Source organism: Streptomyces puniciscabiei, from assembly GCF_006715785.1.
In the GTDB taxonomy this organism is placed as follows: domain Bacteria; phylum Actinomycetota; class Actinomycetes; order Streptomycetales; family Streptomycetaceae; genus Streptomyces; species Streptomyces puniciscabiei.
This window is the reverse complement of the sequence record NZ_VFNX01000002.1, coordinates 686,005-702,528: the sequence shown is the minus strand read 5'-3', so window position 1 is coordinate 702,528 and position 16,524 is coordinate 686,005. Positions and strand designations below refer to the sequence as shown.

Annotated in this window: 13 protein-coding genes, 1 tRNA gene and 1 pseudogene; 8 read left to right on the top strand and 7 right to left on the bottom strand. The window is 74.4% G+C overall.

Features of this window, described 5'->3' with window-relative positions; all coding sequences use genetic code 11:
* Positions 1 to 67: 67 nt before the first annotated feature.
* The 3 genes from FB563_RS34155 to FB563_RS34145 all read left to right on the top strand — a co-directional run bounded on the left by FB563_RS34155 (position 68) and on the right by FB563_RS34145 (position 2,535).
* Positions 68 to 388: a hypothetical protein gene (locus FB563_RS34155; RefSeq protein ID WP_055706029.1), complete on the top strand. Its 321-nt coding sequence runs from the start codon at positions 68 to 70 to the stop codon at positions 386 to 388.
* Positions 389 to 532: 144 nt separating this feature from the next.
* Positions 533 to 1,357, top strand: coding sequence for a PP2C family protein-serine/threonine phosphatase (locus FB563_RS34150; RefSeq protein ID WP_055706028.1), 825 nt, complete (start codon positions 533 to 535; stop codon positions 1,355 to 1,357).
* Positions 1,358 to 1,512: 155 nt separating this feature from the next.
* The gene (locus tag FB563_RS34145; protein ID WP_055706027.1) at positions 1,513 to 2,535 is read left to right on the top strand and encodes an MASE1 domain-containing protein; all 1,023 of its coding nucleotides are present in this window, start codon (positions 1,513 to 1,515) and stop codon (positions 2,533 to 2,535) included.
* A gap of 12 nt (positions 2,536 to 2,547) precedes the next feature.
* Here FB563_RS34145 and FB563_RS34140 read toward each other — a convergent pair whose 3' ends face one another.
* Entirely contained in the window at positions 2,548 to 2,934 is a 387-nt protein-coding gene (locus FB563_RS34140) for a hypothetical protein (RefSeq protein ID WP_234357731.1), read from the bottom strand.
* A gap of 262 nt (positions 2,935 to 3,196) precedes the next feature.
* Between FB563_RS34140 and selA the strand changes: the two genes are divergently transcribed.
* Positions 3,197 to 4,522, top strand: coding sequence for an L-seryl-tRNA(Sec) selenium transferase (gene selA / locus FB563_RS34135; RefSeq protein WP_055706026.1), 1,326 nt, complete (start codon positions 3,197 to 3,199; stop codon positions 4,520 to 4,522).
* Positions 4,522 to 6,264: pseudogene (locus FB563_RS34130) on the top strand (SelB domain-containing protein); the annotation flags it as partial. The gene selA and the pseudogene FB563_RS34130, both read left to right, overlap by 1 nt.
* A 35-nt stretch (positions 6,265 to 6,299) precedes the next feature.
* Here the strand turns inward: FB563_RS34130 and FB563_RS34125 are convergent.
* Positions 6,300 to 6,392: transfer RNA gene (locus FB563_RS34125), tRNA-Sec, on the bottom strand.
* Between the two features lie 37 nt (positions 6,393 to 6,429).
* On the opposite strand from FB563_RS34125, the gene selD reads away from it, so the two are divergent.
* Positions 6,430 to 7,449 (top strand): selenide, water dikinase SelD, encoded by a 1,020-nt coding sequence (selD, locus tag FB563_RS34120; RefSeq protein ID WP_055706025.1) that lies wholly within the window; start codon positions 6,430 to 6,432, stop codon positions 7,447 to 7,449.
* Positions 7,450 to 7,452: 3 nt separating this feature from the next.
* On the opposite strand, the gene fdh is transcribed toward selD, so the two are convergent.
* Positions 7,453 to 10,713 carry a formate dehydrogenase gene (gene fdh, locus FB563_RS34115; RefSeq protein WP_234357730.1) on the bottom strand — a complete coding sequence of 1,087 codons (3,261 nt, stop codon included), beginning with the start codon at positions 10,711 to 10,713 and terminating at the stop codon, positions 7,453 to 7,455.
* Positions 10,714 to 10,981: 268 nt separating this feature from the next.
* On the opposite strand from fdh, the gene FB563_RS34105 reads away from it, so the two are divergent.
* Positions 10,982 to 11,326, top strand: coding sequence for a hypothetical protein (locus FB563_RS34105; RefSeq protein ID WP_055706022.1), 345 nt, complete (start codon positions 10,982 to 10,984; stop codon positions 11,324 to 11,326).
* Positions 11,316 to 11,996, top strand: coding sequence for a haloacid dehalogenase type II (locus FB563_RS34100; RefSeq protein ID WP_055706021.1), 681 nt, complete (start codon positions 11,316 to 11,318; stop codon positions 11,994 to 11,996). The genes FB563_RS34105 and FB563_RS34100 overlap by 11 nt, the downstream gene beginning before the upstream one ends.
* A 225-nt stretch (positions 11,997 to 12,221) precedes the next feature.
* Here FB563_RS34100 and FB563_RS34095 read toward each other — a convergent pair whose 3' ends face one another.
* From FB563_RS34095 to FB563_RS34080, 4 genes are all read right to left on the bottom strand, one after another.
* The gene (locus tag FB563_RS34095) at positions 12,222 to 13,733 is read right to left on the bottom strand and encodes an MFS transporter (RefSeq protein WP_055706020.1); all 1,512 of its coding nucleotides are present in this window, start codon (positions 13,731 to 13,733) and stop codon (positions 12,222 to 12,224) included.
* 90 nt (positions 13,734 to 13,823) lie between these two features.
* Positions 13,824 to 14,837 (bottom strand): NrfD/PsrC family molybdoenzyme membrane anchor subunit, encoded by a 1,014-nt coding sequence (gene nrfD, locus FB563_RS34090; RefSeq protein WP_199832799.1) that lies wholly within the window; start codon positions 14,835 to 14,837, stop codon positions 13,824 to 13,826.
* Positions 14,834 to 15,850, bottom strand: coding sequence for a 4Fe-4S dicluster domain-containing protein (locus tag FB563_RS34085; RefSeq protein WP_055706019.1), 1,017 nt, complete (start codon positions 15,848 to 15,850; stop codon positions 14,834 to 14,836). Before FB563_RS34085 ends, nrfD begins: the two co-directional genes overlap by 4 nt.
* Positions 15,851 to 15,866: 16 nt before the next feature.
* Positions 15,867 to 16,325, bottom strand: a complete 459-nt coding sequence (locus FB563_RS34080; protein WP_055706018.1) for a hypothetical protein — start codon at positions 16,323 to 16,325, stop codon at positions 15,867 to 15,869.
* Positions 16,326 to 16,524 lie beyond the last annotated feature (199 nt).

The window sequence follows — 16,524 nt, the reverse complement described above, 5'->3', positions numbered from 1 at the left end:
GCTGCCGCTCCTGGTGCGAAGGCCGGGAATCGGGGTAGGCGGGGGGACGCCCGAGGAAAGGACCGTCATGACGACCTACGTGATCAGCGTCCCCGGCACCTTCACCGCTGACATCGGGGCGGACACCCGTACCCGTCTGGCCACGGCGCTCAGGCCCACCGATCCGCACGGCACCCGGATGGGCAGCGCCGAGGGTCTGGACGTGCTCAGCGTCAACGAGGACAACACCTTCACCCTCCGCCTGACCGTGGAGGCGGACACCGGCCCGCACGCCGAGCAGGAGGCCCACCGGCTCGCCGGCTCCGCCCTCCGGGACGCGGGACTGGACGAGCGCAGCGCATCGCTGGGATCCGCCGTCATCACCGGCATCGACTCCGAGGTGCGCTGACCGGGAGACTCCGAGATGCGCTGACCGGGAGCCGTACCGTGGCCGCTCGCGGGGTGCGATCATCCGATATAGGTAAAATCTAGACGTTTGCCGAGAATTCAGGCGGCTGGTCCTCGACGGCCACCGCCCCGTCGGAAGTGACCGATGCCCCGCAACCGCTCCACGGACGAAGGCGATGAGCTGCTGGCCAGACTCGGCTCGCTCACCGCCCAGGCACGAGAGCGCGCGGTGCTGCAGCGCACCCAGGTCGAGCTGGCCATCGCCCTGCAGCGCGGCATGCTGCCCCGTGACCTGCCCAGCGCACCGGGCCTGCACCTCGCCGTCCGCTACACGCCGGCCAACCTCGGCCTGAACGTGGGCGGTGACTGGTACGACGCGTTCACCCTGCCCGACGGGCGGATCGGGCTCGCCATCGGTGACGTCCAGGGGCACAACATCGAGGCCGCCGCCTTCATGGGCCAGGTACGGGCCGGGCTCCGCGCCCTCGCCTCCGTCACCGGCGAGCCGGGCGAACTCCTCGCCCGCACCAACGACCTGCTGCTGTCGCTGGGCAGCGACCTGTTCGCCACCTGCACCTTCATGCGCCTCGACCCGGCCAGCGGAGTGCTGGAGAGCGCACGGGCCGGCCACATCCCGTTCGTGTGGGCCACGGCCGACGGCAAGTCGGGCGTCGCCGACGACGAGGGCGGGCCGCCGCTCGGCATCGACAAGGGCATGGAGTTCCCGGTGAGCAGGCACCGGCTCACCACGGGCGGCGTGTTCGTGCTGCTCACCGACGGTGTGGTGGAGGGCCCCTCGCTCACCGTCGAGGACGGCCTCGAGCAGGTGGTCCGCCTCGCCGGCATCGCCGCCGTGGCGAGCCTGGAGGCCCATGCCCTGGCCGCCGCCGTGATCAAGTGCGCCGAGAGCGTCGGCCACGAGGACGACGCGGCCGTCCTCGTCGTGGGCCTCGACGGGCCCCCACCATGAGCACCGGTCCGGCCACGACGGCCGGGACACGGTACGCGGATCCGGCACCCACCGCCCCGGACGGCCCCGCGCAACGCCCGTTGATTCAGCCATAGGGCCGGACCGCACCGGCGCTCGCGTCGCCGACGCGGGGCCACCGGTGTGAGATGGCTGCTGTGGTGGGTATCGACGATCTGCGCCGGCCCGGCCGCTACGCCGTCGAGGTACTGGCCGTCGCGGCCTGTTACTACGCCGCGGCCCGGCTCGGACTCCTGCGCGAACTCTCCGTCGAGGGCGCCGTCGTCAGCCCCGTCTGGCCGCCGACCGGCGTCGCCGTCGCCGCCCTGCTGATCCTCGGCCTGGGCTGCTGGCCCGGCATCACGATCGGCGCCTTCTTCGCTGTGATGGCCATCAGCACCCCCGGCCCCGACGTGCTCGTCACCCTGGTCGGCCAGACCGGCGCCCCGGTGTGCGCGGCACTCCTGCTGCGCCGGGCCCGCTTCCACACCGATCTCGGCCGGCTCAGGGACGGTGTCGCCCTGGTGTTCCTGGCCGCGCTGACCGCCATGCTGATCAGCTCGACCATCGGCGTCGGCCTCCTCGTCCTCCTGGACAAGCTGAACCCGGACAGCTTCTGGCCCGTCTGGCTGGCCTGGTGGGTGGGCGATGTCATGGGGGTGCTGCTCGTCACCCCGCTGCTGCTGTTGCTCCACCGCGCGTGCTGGCCGCCGCCCCTGGGCCGCTGGCGGGAGGCGACCGCGCTGGCCGTCGTCACCTGCGCTGTCGTGCCCGTGGCCATCTACAGCACGATCAGCGTGCTCTACCTCGTCTACCCATTGCTCATCTGGGCCGCCCTGCGTTTCCAGCTGGTGGGCAGCGTGCTGTGCGCCCTGCTGACGTCCGTGCTGGCCACGGTCGCGGCGACGGACCGTGCCGGGGCCTTCGAGGGGCTGAGCCGGATCGAGATCATGGCGAAGCTCCAGGCGTTCAACGGCGCGATGGCCCTGACCGCGCTCCTGCTGTCCGCCCTGATCACCGAGCAGCGCAACACCCGCAGCTCGGTGGAGAGGGCCTGCCAGGAACTGGTCGAGGTCCTGGAACACCTGACCGCGGGCGAGGCCCCACCGCCCCGGGAACAGCCGCACACCGAGGACACCCATGGCACGGACGACCGGCCCTGGCCGACCGCACCCCCGTGATGGCGTCCCGTGTCACCGGCCGGACCGGTTCACCGGACCCTCGTCGTCCCCGCCCGGCTCGGCGGAGCCCTTGCGCGACCTGACGTCCCGGGGAGTGGGAGTCGGCGGGTGCGCGGTGCCGGTGGCGCCGGACTGGCCGCCGCCGGTCGTGCCGTAACCGCCCGGGATGCCCGGCGGCATGTCCGCGGCGGCCTCTGCCTCGCTCACATGACGCCGCGCCCTGACCCCGGCCCGGCGCTCCTGATAGGGGTAGTCGAACGGCTCGGCCGAGGCGCGCTCGCGGTCCCTCTCGCGCTGCCGGCGTGCGGCCCGCTCGGCGGCCGACGCGCTCTCGTCCTGCCGGCCGCGGTCCTCGCCGTGCGGACGGCCTTTGTCGTGCATGTGGTCCTTGTCCTTCATGCGGCGCCGAGTACCCGGGCCGTGGCCCGCGCCAACACTCTCCCGGCGTGTCGAACGGCCGGTCCGGGGCACTGGGGGACGATGGGGGAGCCCGGGCGGGCCCGGGCCGGACCGGAGGGACAGGCGCGGCATGGAGCGGCGGACGGCGAACGCGGCGCAGCAGCGGACCGGGGCGGCCCGGCCCCTGGCCGGCCCTGCGGAAGGCTGCGAGAACACGGCCGCACGACCTTCACAGCCATGCGTACGGCCGACGGACCCCGCCGTGCGGTCCCCGGACGGCGCCGACGCCCGCCGCCGCATCCCGCGCACCGACGACCTGCTGCGCGATCCCCGGCTGTCGGCGGCGGTGGACCGGCTCGGTGCCGGTGTGGTGAAGGCCGCCGTGCGCGCGGCGCAGGAACGGGCCCGGAAGGGCGGCATCCCGCCCGAGCAGGTGCCGGAGACGGCCGTGGCCCTGCTGCCCGCCACCGCGAGCGGACTGCGCCCGGTCATCAACGCCACCGGCGTGCTGCTGCACACCAACCTCGGCCGGGCCCCGCTGTCGCCCGCCGCCCGGCAGGCCGTCCAGGAGGCCGCCGGACCCACGGACGTCGAACTGGACCTGGCGAGCGGGGTGCGCGCCCGCCGCGGCCGCTCCGCCCTCGCAGCCCTCCACGAGCGGGTGCCGTCCGCCGGGGCCGCGCACGTCGTCAACAACGGCGCCGCCGCCCTCGTGCTCGCCGCCACCGCCCTCGCGGCCGGCAAGGAGATCGTCGTCAGCCGGGGCGAGATGGTGGAGATCGGCGACGGCTTCCGGCTGCCCGACCTGCTGGTCACGACCGGTGCCCGGCTCCGCGAGGTGGGCACGACCAACCGCACCGCCCCGGCCGACTACGCGGCCGCGATCGGCCCCGGCACCGGGTTCGTGCTCAAGGTGCACCCGTCCAACTTCCGTGTCACCGGCTTCACCCGCTCCGCCGGGACCGCGGAACTCACCGGTCTGGGTGTGCCGGTCGTCGTCGACATCGGCTCCGGACTGCTCGCCCCGCATCCGGCGCTGCCCGAGGAACCCGACGCCGACACCGAACTCCGGGCGGGCGCCGCCCTCGTCACCGCCAGCGGCGACAAGCTCCTCGGCGGCCCCCAGTGCGGACTGCTGCTGGGCGAGAGGGACCTGGTCCGCGCCCTCGCCCGGCACCCGCTGGCCCGCGCCCTTCGCGTCGACAAGCTGACCCTCGCCGCCCTGGAGGCCACCCTCACCGGCCCGTCCACCCCGACCGCCCTCGCCCTCACCGCCGACCCGGACGGCCTGCGCGCCCGCGCCCACCGGCTCGCCGGCGGTCTCGCCGCCGACGGCATCGACGTACGGGCCGTCGACACCTGTGCCACCGTCGGCGGCGGAGGCGCCCCCGGAGTCACCCTGCCCAGCGCGGCACTCTCCCTGCCCGAACCGTACGCCGCCGCGCTGCGCACCGGCCCGGTCCCCGTGGTGGGCCGGCTGGAGGCGGGCCGCTGCCTGCTGGATCTGCGCGCGGTGCCCGAGCGGGACGACGAACGGCTGGCCGATGCCGTGCGCTCCGCCCGGCCGTCCGAGGAGCGGGGGACGTGATGAGGGTGCTCGCCACCGCCGGCCATGTCGACCACGGCAAGTCCGCCCTGGTACGGGCCCTCACCGGCATGGAACCCGACCGCTACGAGGAGGAGCGCCGCCGGGGGCTCACCCTTGACCTGGGCTTCGTGTGGACACGGCTCGGCCCGGACGGGGAGCACCTCGCCTTCGTCGACGTGCCGGGACACGAGCGCTTCGTGCCGACCATGCTGGCCGGGGTCGGACCGGTGCCCGCCGTGCTGTTCGTGGTCGCCGCCGACCAGGGCTGGCAGCAGCAGTCCGAGGAACACCTGGCCGTCCTCGACGCGCTCGGCGTCCGGCACGCCGTCCTCGCCGTGACCCGCAGCGACCTCGCCGACCCCGAAGCCGTACGCGCCCAGTCCCTGGACCGGCTGGCCCGCAGCTCCCTCGGCAAGGTCCCCGCGGTCGCGGTGAGCGCCGTCACCGGTGCGGGACTGGACGAACTGCGCGGTGAACTGGCGCGACTGGCGGGCGAGTTGACCGACCCCGACCCCGACGCCGACGTACGGCTGTGGCTCGACCGGGCCTTCTCGGTGCGCGGACACGGCACCGTGGTGACCGGCACCCTCGGCGCGGGCACCCTGCGCGTCGGCGACCGGCTGGTCACCGGGGACGGCTCCGCCGTGCTCCGGGTGCGCGCGCTGCAGACCCTGCACGAGGACCGTACGGCGGTCAGCGGGGTGGCCCGTGTGGCGGTCAATCTGCACGGCCGGGGCACCGACGGCCTGCGCCGGGGGCAGGTGCTGCTGACCCCGGACCGCTGGCTGCACAGCGACGTCCTCGACGTACGGATCACCGGCGAGCCGGCCGCTGACCTGCCCCGTCGCGTCACCCTGCACATCGGCACCGCCGCCGTGCCCGTCACCGTCCGCCCGCTCGGCGAGGACACCACCCGGCTGACCCTCGCCCGGGGCCTGCCGCTGCGGGTCGGCGACCGCGCGGTGCTGCGCGAACCGGGCGGCACCCGCATGCCCTGCGCGGCCACCGTCCTCGACGTACGGCCACCCCGGCTGACCCGGCGCGGCGCCGGCCGGGCCCGCGCCGCCGAACTCGCCGACCTGACCGGAATCCCCGACGGCGCCGCCGAACTGCGCCGCCGCAGACTGATCCGGCGCGCCGACCTGCTGGCCATGGGCGTCCCGGCTCCCACCGAACCCGTCACGGGCGACTGGCTTGCGGACGGCACCTACTGGATCGCCCTGAAGGAGCGGCTGGCCGGCGAGGTCGAGCGGTATGCGAGGGAACACCCGCTGGACCCGGGTCTGCCCGGCGAGGCGGCCCGCCGGCTGCTGGGCCTGCCCGACCGGGCCCTCGTCGACGCCCTGGCCGACGCCACGCCCCGACTCCGCAGCGGGCAAGGGCGGTTGTACGCCTCCGACGGCCGGCGCCCCGCCCTGCCCCCGCCCGTCCGAGCCGCCGTGGACGCCGTGCGCGAGGACCTCGCCGGTGCGCCCTTCTGTGCCCCCGAGGCCGGCCGGCTCGCCCAACTCGGCCTGGACCGCAGGGCGTTGGCCGCGGCCGTCACGGCCGGTGCGCTGCTGCGGATCGCCGACGGCATCGTGCTGCTGCCCGGCGCCGACACCGCGGCCGCCGCCGTGCTGCGCACCCTGCCCCAGCCCTTCACGGTTCAAGAGGCCCGGCGTGCGCTCGGCACCACCCGGCGGGTCGCCGTACCGCTGCTGGAGTTCCTGGACGCCCGGGGGCACACCGAGCGCGTCGACGACCGGCGCCGCCGCTGCCGCGCGGACGCGGTGAACGGAGGCGGACGGGAATCGAACCCGCCGGCCCGAGATCCTCGGGCCCCTCGGTTTTGAAGACCGGGAGGGCCACCAGGCACCCACACGCCTCCACCGCTCGTCAGGCTACTGCCCCAGGAGACCGCCGCCATGACATCGACATCCCCACCGGTCCACCCGGCGCCCGTCCGGCTCACCCAGTACGCGCACGGCGGCGGCTGCGCCTGCAAGATCCCGCCGGGAGAGCTGGAGGAGGTGGTGGCAGGGCTGAGCGTGCCCCGGCTCGCCGGGGGCGACACGCCGCTGCTCGTCGGCCTCGCCACCGGTGACGACGCCGCCGTGGTCAGGCACGGGGGGACCGCGGTCGTCTGCACCGCCGACTTCTTCACCCCCGTCGTGGACGACCCCTACGACTGGGGACGCATCGCCGCCGCCAACGCGCTGTCCGACGTGTACGCCATGGGCGGCCGGCCGGTGCTCGCCGTGAACCTGCTGGCATGGCCGCGCGACCGGCTCCCCTTCGAGCTGGCCCGCGAGGTGCTGCGCGGTGGCCTGGACATCGCCACCGAGGCCGGCTGCCATGTCGGCGGCGGGCACAGCGTCGACGACCCGGAACCCAAGTACGGCATGGCCGTCACCGGCCTCGCGGACCCCGAACGGCTCCTGCGCAACGACGCCGGCCGGCCGGGGCAGCCGCTCTGCCTGACCAAGCCGCTCGGCGTGGGGGTGCTCAACAACCGGCACAAGGCCACCGGCGAGCGGTTCGAGCAGGCGATCGCCACCATGACGGCGCTCAACCGGGACGCCGCCGCAGCCGCCCTCGCGGCCGGCGCCACCTGCGCCACCGACGTGACCGGGTTCGGCCTCCTCGGCCATCTGCACAAGCTGGCACGGGCCTCCGGAGTGACCGCCGTGATCGACACCGCCGCCGTCCCGTACCTGGACGGGGCCCGGGAGGCCGTCCGCGACGGGTACGTCAGCGGCGGCACCCGGCGCAACCTCGCATGGGTCGCCCCGCACACCGACTTCGGCGGCTCCGACGCCGACACCCGGCTGCTGCTGGCCGACGCCCAGACCTCCGGCGGCCTGCTGGTCGCCGGCGAGGTGCCCGGGGCGCCGGTGGTGGGAGAACTGGTGCCGCGCGGAGCCCGCTCGATCGTGCTCAGGTAGGGCTTAGGGTTCGGTGCCCGTGTGCTCGTCGATGCCCGCCCGGGCCCGGTACGCCCGCACCAGCTCCACCGAGGCCGGACCGCGCGGTCGCCGGCCCGGGCGGATGTCCGCGGCGAACGCCTTCGACTCCTGGATGTGGACGTTCGGATCCAGTGACAGGTGCAGCAGCTCGTTGGCCGCGTCCCCGGTGCTGTAGCCGTTGGGACCCCAGTGGTACGGCAGCCCCACCTGGTGCAGCGGGCGCCCGTGCACCCTCAGCGGGGCCATGCGGTCCGTCACCAGCACCCGCGCCTCGATCACCCCGCGAGCGCTGACGATCGTCGCCCACCCGGCGTGTTCCAGGCCCCGCTCGGCCGCCAGCTCCGGGGAGACCTCGCAGAAGAACTCCGGTTGCAGCTCGGCCAGATACGGCTGCCAGCGGGACATGCCGCCCGCCGTGTGGTGCTCGGTGAGCCGGTAGGTGGTGGCCACGTACGGGAACACCTCGGAGCCGGGCTCGTCACCGCTCGGCTGGTAGCGGTTGTCGGGCAGCGACGGCATCAACTGCCGTACCGGATTGCGCTGTTGGCCGTAGAGCAGGTTCGGGAACGGCGAGTCCTGCGGCTCGTAGTGGACCGGCAGCGGGCCGTCGGTGAGCCCGGACGGCACGTACAGCCAGGCCTTGCCGTCGGCCTGCATGATGAACGGGTCCGTGCCGGACAGCGCCTCCGGACCGGTCGCGTCCTCGGGCGGCTGGTGACCGGGCGACTTGTCCTTCTTGAAATCGGGCACGTCGTGCCCGGACCACTCGCCCTTCTCCGCGTCCCACCACACCAGCGCCTTGCGCTCGCTCCAGGGCCTGCCCCGCGGGTCGGCCGAGGCGCGGTTGTACAGGATCCGCCGGTTGGCGGGCCAGGCCCACGCCCATTCGGCGGCCACCCAGTCCTGCTCCCGGCCGGGCTTGCGGCGGGCGGCCTGGTTGACGCCGTCGGCGCGGACACCGCAGTAGATCCAGCAGCCGCAGGACGTCGAGCCGTCCGGCTTCAGCTCCTCGTAGGAGGACAGCGGGTTCCCCTCGGCGTCATGGCCGTTGATCTCGGCGAGGACGGCCTCCGCGTCCGGCTCGGCGTGCCGGCCCTTCGTCGGATAGTCCCAGGTGAGGTCGAGCAGCGGCCGGTCCATCTCGTCGGCGGACCCGGCGAGCTTCTCGCGGATGATCCGCCCCAGGTGGTAGGTGAACCACAGGTCGCTGCGCGCCTCGCCGGGCGGTTCGACCGCCTGGTGGTGCCACTGCAGCAGCCGCTGGGTGTTGGTGAAGCTGCCGTCCTTCTCGGTGTGCGCGGCGGCCGGCAGGAAGAACACCTCGGTGCGGATGTCCTCGGTGCGCAGCTCACCGGTCTCGATCTCGGGCCCGTCCTGCCACCAGGTCGCCGACTCGATCAGCGAGAAGTCGCGGACCACCAGCCAGTCCAGGTTCGCCATGCCGAGCCGCATCAGCTTGGAGTTGGCGTTGCCGACCGCCGGGTTCTCGCCGTACAGGAAGTAGCCCTTGCAGATGCCCTCCCGCTGGGCCATGGCCGTCTCGTACGCCGAGTGGCTGCCGGTCAGCCGTGGCAGGTAGTCGAAGCAGAAGTCGTTGTCGGCCCGCGCCGCGTCACCCCAGTACGCCTTGAGCAGGCTCACCAGGTACGACCGCATGTTGCCCCAGTAGCCCTTGTGGGCCGCGTCGGCCTGCACGAAGGCGTCCAGGTCCTGGTTCTGGTGGGCGTGCGGCATCGGGATGTAGCCCGGCAGCAGGTTGAACAGGGTCGGGATGTCCGTGGAGCCCTGGATGGAGGCGTGTCCGCGCAGCGCGAGGATGCCGCCGCCCGGCCGGCCGATGTTGCCGAGCAGGGTCTGCAGGACACAGGCCGCCCGGATGTACTGCACCCCTACCGTGTGCTGGGTCCAGCCGACCGCGTAGGCGAAGGCGGTGGTCCGGTCGCGGCCGGAGTTCTCGGTGACCAGCTCGCACACCCGCCGGAACAGGTCCCGCGGCACCCCGCAGACCTCCTCGACCATCTCCGGTGTGTAGCGGGCGTAGTGCCGCTTGAGCACCTGGAAGACACAGCGCGGATGGGTCAGCGTCTCGTCGCGCTCGGGCTCGCCCTCGGGGATGACGGCGCCGCCGGAGCCGTGCGCCTCGCCGCGTGCCGCCTCGGTCACCGAACTGCCGCCGCGGGTACGCTTCTCGTACTCCTGGTCGCGCTCCCCGGAGGCCGCCTGGACCTCGGTGCCCTCGTACTGCCAACTGGCGTTGTCGTAGGAGCCGTTCCGGGCGTCCAGGCCGGAGAACACACCCGCCAGGTCCTCGGTGTCGCGGAAGTCCTCCCGGAGGATCACCGGGGCGTTGCTGTACGCCACGATGTAGTCGCGGAAGTACTTCTCGTGCTCCAGCACGTAGTTGACGATGCCGCCGAGGAAGGCGATGTCCGTGCCCGCGCGCAGCGGCACATGCAGGTCGGCCAGCGCGCTGGTACGGGTGAACCGCGGGTCGACGTGGATCACCTTCGCACCCCGCGCCTTGGCCTCCATCACCCACTGGAACCCGACCGGATGGCACTCGGCCATGTTCGAGCCCTCGATGACGATGCAGTCCGCGTTCTGCAGGTCCTGCTGGAAGGTGGTCGCGCCGCCGCGTCCGAACGAGGTTCCCAGACCGGGAACGGTGGAGGAGTGTCAAACACGCGCCTGGTTCTCGATCTGGATCGCTCCCAGCGCCGTGAACAACTTCTTGATCAGGTAGTTCTCTTCGTTGTCGAGCGTGGCCCCGCCGAGGCTCGCGATGCCGAGGGTGCGCCGGGTGCGGGTCTCGTCGACCTCCCACTGCCAGCCCGCCCGGCGCGCCTCGATCACCCGGTCGGCGATCATGTCCATCGCGGTGCCGAGGTCCAGGCGTTCCCACTCGGTACCGTGCGGGCGCCGGTAGAGGACGTGGTGCTCGCGGGCGTCCCCGGTGGTCAGCTGCAGGCTCGCCGCGCCCTTGGGGCACAGCCGCCCGCGGGAGATCGGGGAGTCCGGGTCGCCCTCGATCTGGGTGACCTTCCCGTCCTGGACGTACACGTTCTGGCCGCAGCCCACCGCGCAGTACGGGCAGACGGACTTCACCACCCGGTCCGCCGTGGCCACCCGGGGCTGTAGGCGCTCGCTGGGCCCGCTCTTCGCCGCGGCGCCCCGGCCCAGCGGATCGGTGCCGGTCAGCTGGCGGTACACCGGCCAGGAGTCGATCCAGGTGCGTACGCCCACGGCCACTCCTCCCGCTCGGGGCACTCTTCTCCAGGATGCGCGCGGCCAGGGCATCCCTCACCCTGGCGAGCGGCGGAGTACCCCGGCCGGGCGCGGCCAAACGGACCCGGAAGGTGCGAGGGGGCGGATCCGGGGGACTCCGCCGCAGCGGTGTGTCGGCGCACGGACCGTATCGGGTGCCCGTAATGTCCGGTGGTCTCGGTCCCGAACGAGGTGACGGGAGTGATCGCATGAGCGTCGGGGGCGCCGGGGCCGAGGCGGCGGCGCGGTGAGGCAGCGTCACATCTTCGGGAACGTCTTCACGCTGGAGTCCATCGTCGCGGGCTGCGTGTCCCTGGTGATCCTCGGGGTGGTCGCCCGGGTCCTCCTGCGGCGGCGATCCGCGGCCTCCGACCGGCCCGAGCGGGTCGTCGCCGCGGGGCACTCGGCACAGGGCCTCGCCATGATCGTCGGCATGCTGCCCATCGGCATCGCCGCGGCGGCCGTCACCTGGTCCTGGGTGAACCGGGAGGAGCGGGAGGCTCGCGAGGATTCGGGGTTTCGGGCGGAGCGGGAGCGGGAGGCGCGGGGAGTCGCCCTGCCCGCGCCGAGAGGTGACCCCCTTGCGCGGTGACCGACCCCGGGTCTTGGTGTTCGACGTCAACGAGACACTCACCGACATGACCCCGCTCGCCGGCCGTCTGGAGCAGGTCGGCCTGCCCGGCCATCTGCTGTCCGCCTGGTTCGCCGGGGTGCTGCGCGACGGCGTGGCGCTGACCCTCGCCGGGGGTCACGCGTCCTTCGCCGCCGTCGCCGGGGACGGACTGCGGACCCTGGCGGCCGCCACAGGGGGCGCCACCGACCCGGAACGGGCCGCGGCGCACGTGCTCGCCGGACTGCCCGAGCTGCCCCTGCATCCGGACGTGCCCGCCGGGGTGGAGGCCCTGCGCGCCGCCGGGTACCGGCTGGCCACCCTGACGAACGGCTCCGCCGACACCACCCGCGCCGTGCTCGGCCGGGCCCGACTGACCGACTGCTTCGAGAGGCACCTGGACGTGGCGGGGCCGGGCCGCTGGAAGCCCGCGCGGGAGGCCTACGCCCACGCACTGGACGCCATGGAAGTGCCGGCCGGCGCGGCACTGCTGGTCTCGGTGCACCCCTGGGACCTCGACGGCGCCGCCCGCGCGGGCCTGGCCACCGCCTGGCTGTGCCGTACCGCTCGCCCCTACCCCTCGACGGCACTGCCGGCCGACCTGACCGTCACCGCCCTGCCGGACCTCGCCGCGCGGCTCGGCGTCGCGTGAGCGAGACCGCCGTCCAGAGGGCATCGAGGCCGGGACCGGCGGGGGAACGGCGGTCGGCCGAGGGGCGGTCGGGGCATCGGGCACCGCGGTCACCCTCGGCCTGCGAGGCACTCCGCCCGACCGGGCTTCGGCGGCTCACGGCCGCGTGCCGCAGCGGTGCGTCGCGGGCTCGGGGAGGACCAGGTCGGATCGGCCACCGCGGTTGTCTTCCGGCCGGGGCCCCGGTCAGGTCTGCCGGGCGTGCACGGGGCTGTTGGCGACCTCGTCCGGACACCTGCGGTGCGCGGGACGCAGACGCCGGTCGCGACGCCAGTCCGACGTCGCGAGCGCGAGCGATGCCACCATGCCGACGAGGGCGGCGCCCAGCGCGGTGACGAGGGCGCCGCGGTAGTCGTGACTCCTGCCGAGCACCAGGTAGAAGAAGCCGGGCAGGGCGGCGGTGCCGACCGCGGCGCCGAGCCGCTGACCGGTCTGCAGGGCGCCGCCCGCCGCACCGGCCATGCGCACGGGCACGTCCCGCAGCGTCATGGTGATGTTCGGCGAGACCACGCAGCCGCTGCCGGCACCGCCGAGGAACAGCACCGGAGCGGCCACCCAGGGCGCGAGGCCGAGGGGAGCGAAACCGAGCAGCAGAGCCGTTCCGCCCAGACCGGCGATCACGCCCGTCAGGCCGCACACGGTGAGCAGGCGGCCGAAGCGGTCCACGAGCCGGCCGGCGACCACGGACGCGCCGGCCGAGCCCAGCGCGAAGGGAGTCACGGCGAGCCCGGACCGAAGCGGCGAGAAGCCCAGACCGTGCTGGTAGAAGAGGGCGAAGACCAGCCACACGCCGCTGAACCCGATGAAGTACAGCGTGCCGACCCCGGCGCCGACGGCGTATCCGCGCACGGTGGTGAACAGCCGCGGGTCGAGCAGCGGCTCGGCACCCCGGGCGACGAGACGCCGCTGCCGCCGGGTGAAGGCGGCGAGGACGGCCCCGCCGACGAGGAACAGCCACCACACGCGTCCGATGCCGCCGGAGTCCGCCTGGACCAGCGGATACATCAGCGCGAGGACGCCGAGGCCGAGGAGCAGCACGCCGGGCAGGTCCACGTGCCCCCGGCCGGAGCGGCGGGTGCGGGGCAGCAGGCGGCGGCCGAGCAGGACGGCCAGGATGCCGATGGGCACGTTGACGTAGAAGATCCACCGCCATCCCTGGGCGCCGGAGGCCAGCGCGAGAATGGCGCCGCCGGTGACGGGCCCGGCGGCGGACGATATGCCGACGGTGGCGCCGAAGAAGCCGAAGGCACGGCCGCGTTCGGCGCCGCGGAACATCTGCTGGATGAGTGCGGAGTTCTGCGGGGCCATGAAGCCCGCCGCCATTCCCTGGGCGAGCCGGGCCACGACCAGCAGCGTGATGTCGGGAGCCGCTCCGCAGGCCGCGCTGAAGACCACGAAGCCGCCGAGGGCCAGCAGGAAGATGCGGCGCCGGTCCAGGGCGTCCCCGAGGCGCCCGGCGGTGACCAGGGCCAGGGCGAAGGTGAGGGCGTACCCGGACACCACCCACTGCACCTGCGCGGGCGAGGCGTGCAGATCGCGCTGGATCGTGGGCAGGGCGACCGCCACGATCGTCACGTCCAGCAGGCTCATGAAACCGGCCACCAAGGTGACCCACAGGGCCCGCCACCGCTGCGGATCCGGCTCGTACCCGGCCTCCTGAGCACCCGGGTTCCGGCCGCCCGCCGCCGACGCTGTCACTTGGTGAGCTCCTCTCCGCGAGCCCGGACCCCGAACACCGGCGCCACCCCGAACACCGGCGCCGCCCCGGACGACCGGCGCTGCCGTGGCTCAGCCGTCGCGCCCGGCCAGCCGCTCCCGCTGCGGTACGACGGTGTACTTCGGGTCCTCCGCGGAGGCCACCCCGGCGTGGAACACGCCGAAGCGCAGGGCCGCCGAGCCGGTGAGCAGCGCGGCTCCGGCCGCCAGCGCCAGCCGCCGGTCCCGCCCGCAGCACACGGCGAGGGCCGCGCCGCCCGCTGTCAGTGCCTCCGCCGCGCGCAGCAGCAGGTGCGGCCTGCCCCGTTCGAAGGGCTCCGCGGTCAGGCCCATGCGCCGCTTCATCGCCTGGAACGCGCCCAGTTCCAGAGCCGCCCCGAGCACGGCCAGCCGGCGGGCCGGCCCCGCCTGAGCGGCCGGGGCCGCGGCCAGCGCCAGGCCCGAGGCCGCGGTGGCGGCGGACCCCGCGAAGACGAACGGCAGCTCACGGTAGCCCTCGTGCCAGGACGGCACCGCCGTGTCCGAGAGCAGCACCGCCGTGTACGTCGCGACGGCCGGGCCGAGGACGGCGGAGGCGGCGGTGGCGGTCGAGCCCAGCAACCGGTACCGGCCCGCCACCTCCGTCGCCGCCGCGGTCAGCGTCAGCGGCGCGTACCCCGCCAGCAGCCACGAGCCCAGGCTCATGGGCGACGTGGGCTTGAGGACGCGCAGCATGTTCAGGAACCGGGCCGGCCTGCCCAGGTCATGGACGAGCGCCGCCAGCGACAGGGAGATGGCCCCGGCGGCCGCCAGCTTCGCGGGAGCCGCGAGTCCCGGCCGCCCGGTGACCTGGCCCCCGGCCGCGAGCAGCGAGGACGCCCCGGCCAGCCCGCCCAGATACAGGTATCCGGCGATGTCCAGGGGCTTCCACGTCGGCTTGTTCAGCACGGGTTTGCCGTAGTACGACGAGAACGCGGCGTCCGGAACCATCGGCTGCTCGCCCCGTCCGCGCCGGTGCCGGCGGCGTCCCGCGCCGGCATCGCTCGGCGCCTGCCTGCCGGGCCGCTCGCCCCACACGCCGTCCCGGGTGGCGTCCGGGTCGCTCATCGCGGCCTCCTCGCGAAGCTGCCCAGGGCCAGGGCCACCAGCGAGACGGCGGCCAGCGCCGCGTGCCGCCACATGTCGGGCAGGTCCCTGGTGGTGACCACCGGGTCGGGCGGCAGGCCGTAGACCTCCGGTTCGTCCAGCAGCAGGAAGAACGCGCCGTCGCCGCCGACCCCGTCGTCCGGGCTCTCGCCGTACAGCTGCGCCTCGGTCACGCCGGCCGCGTGCAGCTGCGCCACCCTGGCCCGCGCCCGCTCCCGCAGCTCCTGGAGCGGGCCGAACTGGATGGACTCCGTGGGGCAGGACTTGGCGCAGGCGGGTTCCATGCCCACGCCGAGCCGGTCGTAGCAGAGCGTGCACTTCCAGACCCGGCCGTCGTCCTCGCGCTGGTCGATGACGCCGTAGGGGCACGCGGGCACGCAGTAGCCGCAGCCGTTGCAGACGTCCTCCTGGACGACCACCGTGCCGAACTCGGTGCGGAACAGCGCGCCGGTGGGGCACACGTCCAGACAGGCGGCGTGCGTGCAGTGTTTGCACACGTCGGAGGCCATCAGCCAGCGCAGTTCGGTGCGGCCGTCCGGGGCGAGGGGTGAGATCTGCCCGGCGGCCGCGCCCTCGGGGGCCTGCCCGGGCGGGGGAGCGGTGGCCTCCGCGCGGGGGGAGTGGGCATCGGTGCCGAGGCGGGCCGCCGCGGCGAACACGTCGACGTCGTCGTGCGCGACCCCGGGCTGCTGCCCGCCGAACGGCCCCCGCTGCTCGATGAAGGCCACATGCCGCCAGGTGTCGGCGCCCAGGCCCTGGGTGTTGTCGTACGACATGCCCGTCCACACCAGACCGTCCTCCGGGATGGCGTTCCACTCCTTGCACGCCACCTCGCACGCCTTGCAGCCGATGCACACCGAGGTGTCGGTGAAGAAGCCCATCCTCGGCGGGGCGTCCGGCCAGCCGGAGGCCCCGGCCACGTCCGGCTGCGGGCCGTACAGCTGATGTCCGCGGACCTCGTCGCCGTCGCTCATCGCCGTACCTCCTCGCTCATGACTCCTCGCCCTCCCCGGGTACCTCGCCGGGCGCGGTCCGCACGACCGCCACCCGGCGCTTCTGCCAGGCCGTGGCCGGCATCTCCACGCTCCTGCCGAAGTACCAGCGGCTCGGGGCGTTGCGCAGCCGGTGCCGGTGGAACCAGCGCCAGGCCTCCGTGCCCTCGGCACGCGGCCGGGGGGTGTCGCGCACGAGGATGCGGTAGGCCTCCTCGCGGGACAGCAGGGTGTGCGCCTCCTCGTAGCCGCCGTCCGCCGTGCGCCGTACCTCGGCGGTCGTCTCGCCGTCCAGCAGCGTCAGCCAGACGCCCGTCAGCACCAGCACCAGCAGGCTGTACAGCGCCAACTCGCCCAGCAGGAACGACCAGTGGTCCGGGAACGACTTGCGCAGGAACTCCTCGCCGGCCGAGGAGACCGGGAGCCGCCGGGTCCAGCGCGGACACCAGGCGCTCACCGCGTCCCTCGCCCCGGCCCGGCCGCCGCTCCTCGGACACCGCCACCGCGTGCTCGCCTTCCGCCCGTGCTGGGTCCCTCACTCTCGGTGCTCCCTTTCGAGCGTGGCACGGGTGCCCCGGCTCCGCGCGCCCGAAACGGCGCCGTGGCTCGTTCGCCGGACCGGCGCGGGGGCTACCCGCTCGCGCGGACCGGTGTGC

Excerpts from the sequence above, each read along its gene's own strand:
- FB563_RS34155 (WP_055706029.1), top strand. The coding sequence starts at position 68 with ATGACGACCTACGTGATCAGCGTCCCCGGCACCTTCACCGCTGACATC.
- FB563_RS34150 (WP_055706028.1), top strand. The coding sequence starts at position 533 with ATGCCCCGCAACCGCTCCACGGACGAAGGCGATGAGCTGCTGGCCAGA.
- FB563_RS34140 (WP_234357731.1), bottom strand. The coding sequence starts at position 2,934 with ATGAAGGACAAGGACCACATGCACGACAAAGGCCGTCCGCACGGCGAG.
- selD (WP_055706025.1), top strand. The coding sequence starts at position 6,430 with ATGACATCGACATCCCCACCGGTCCACCCGGCGCCCGTCCGGCTCACC.
- nrfD (WP_199832799.1), bottom strand. The coding sequence starts at position 14,837 with ATGAGCGACCCGGACGCCACCCGGGACGGCGTGTGGGGCGAGCGGCCC.
- FB563_RS34085 (WP_055706019.1), bottom strand. The coding sequence starts at position 15,850 with ATGAGCGACGGCGACGAGGTCCGCGGACATCAGCTGTACGGCCCGCAG.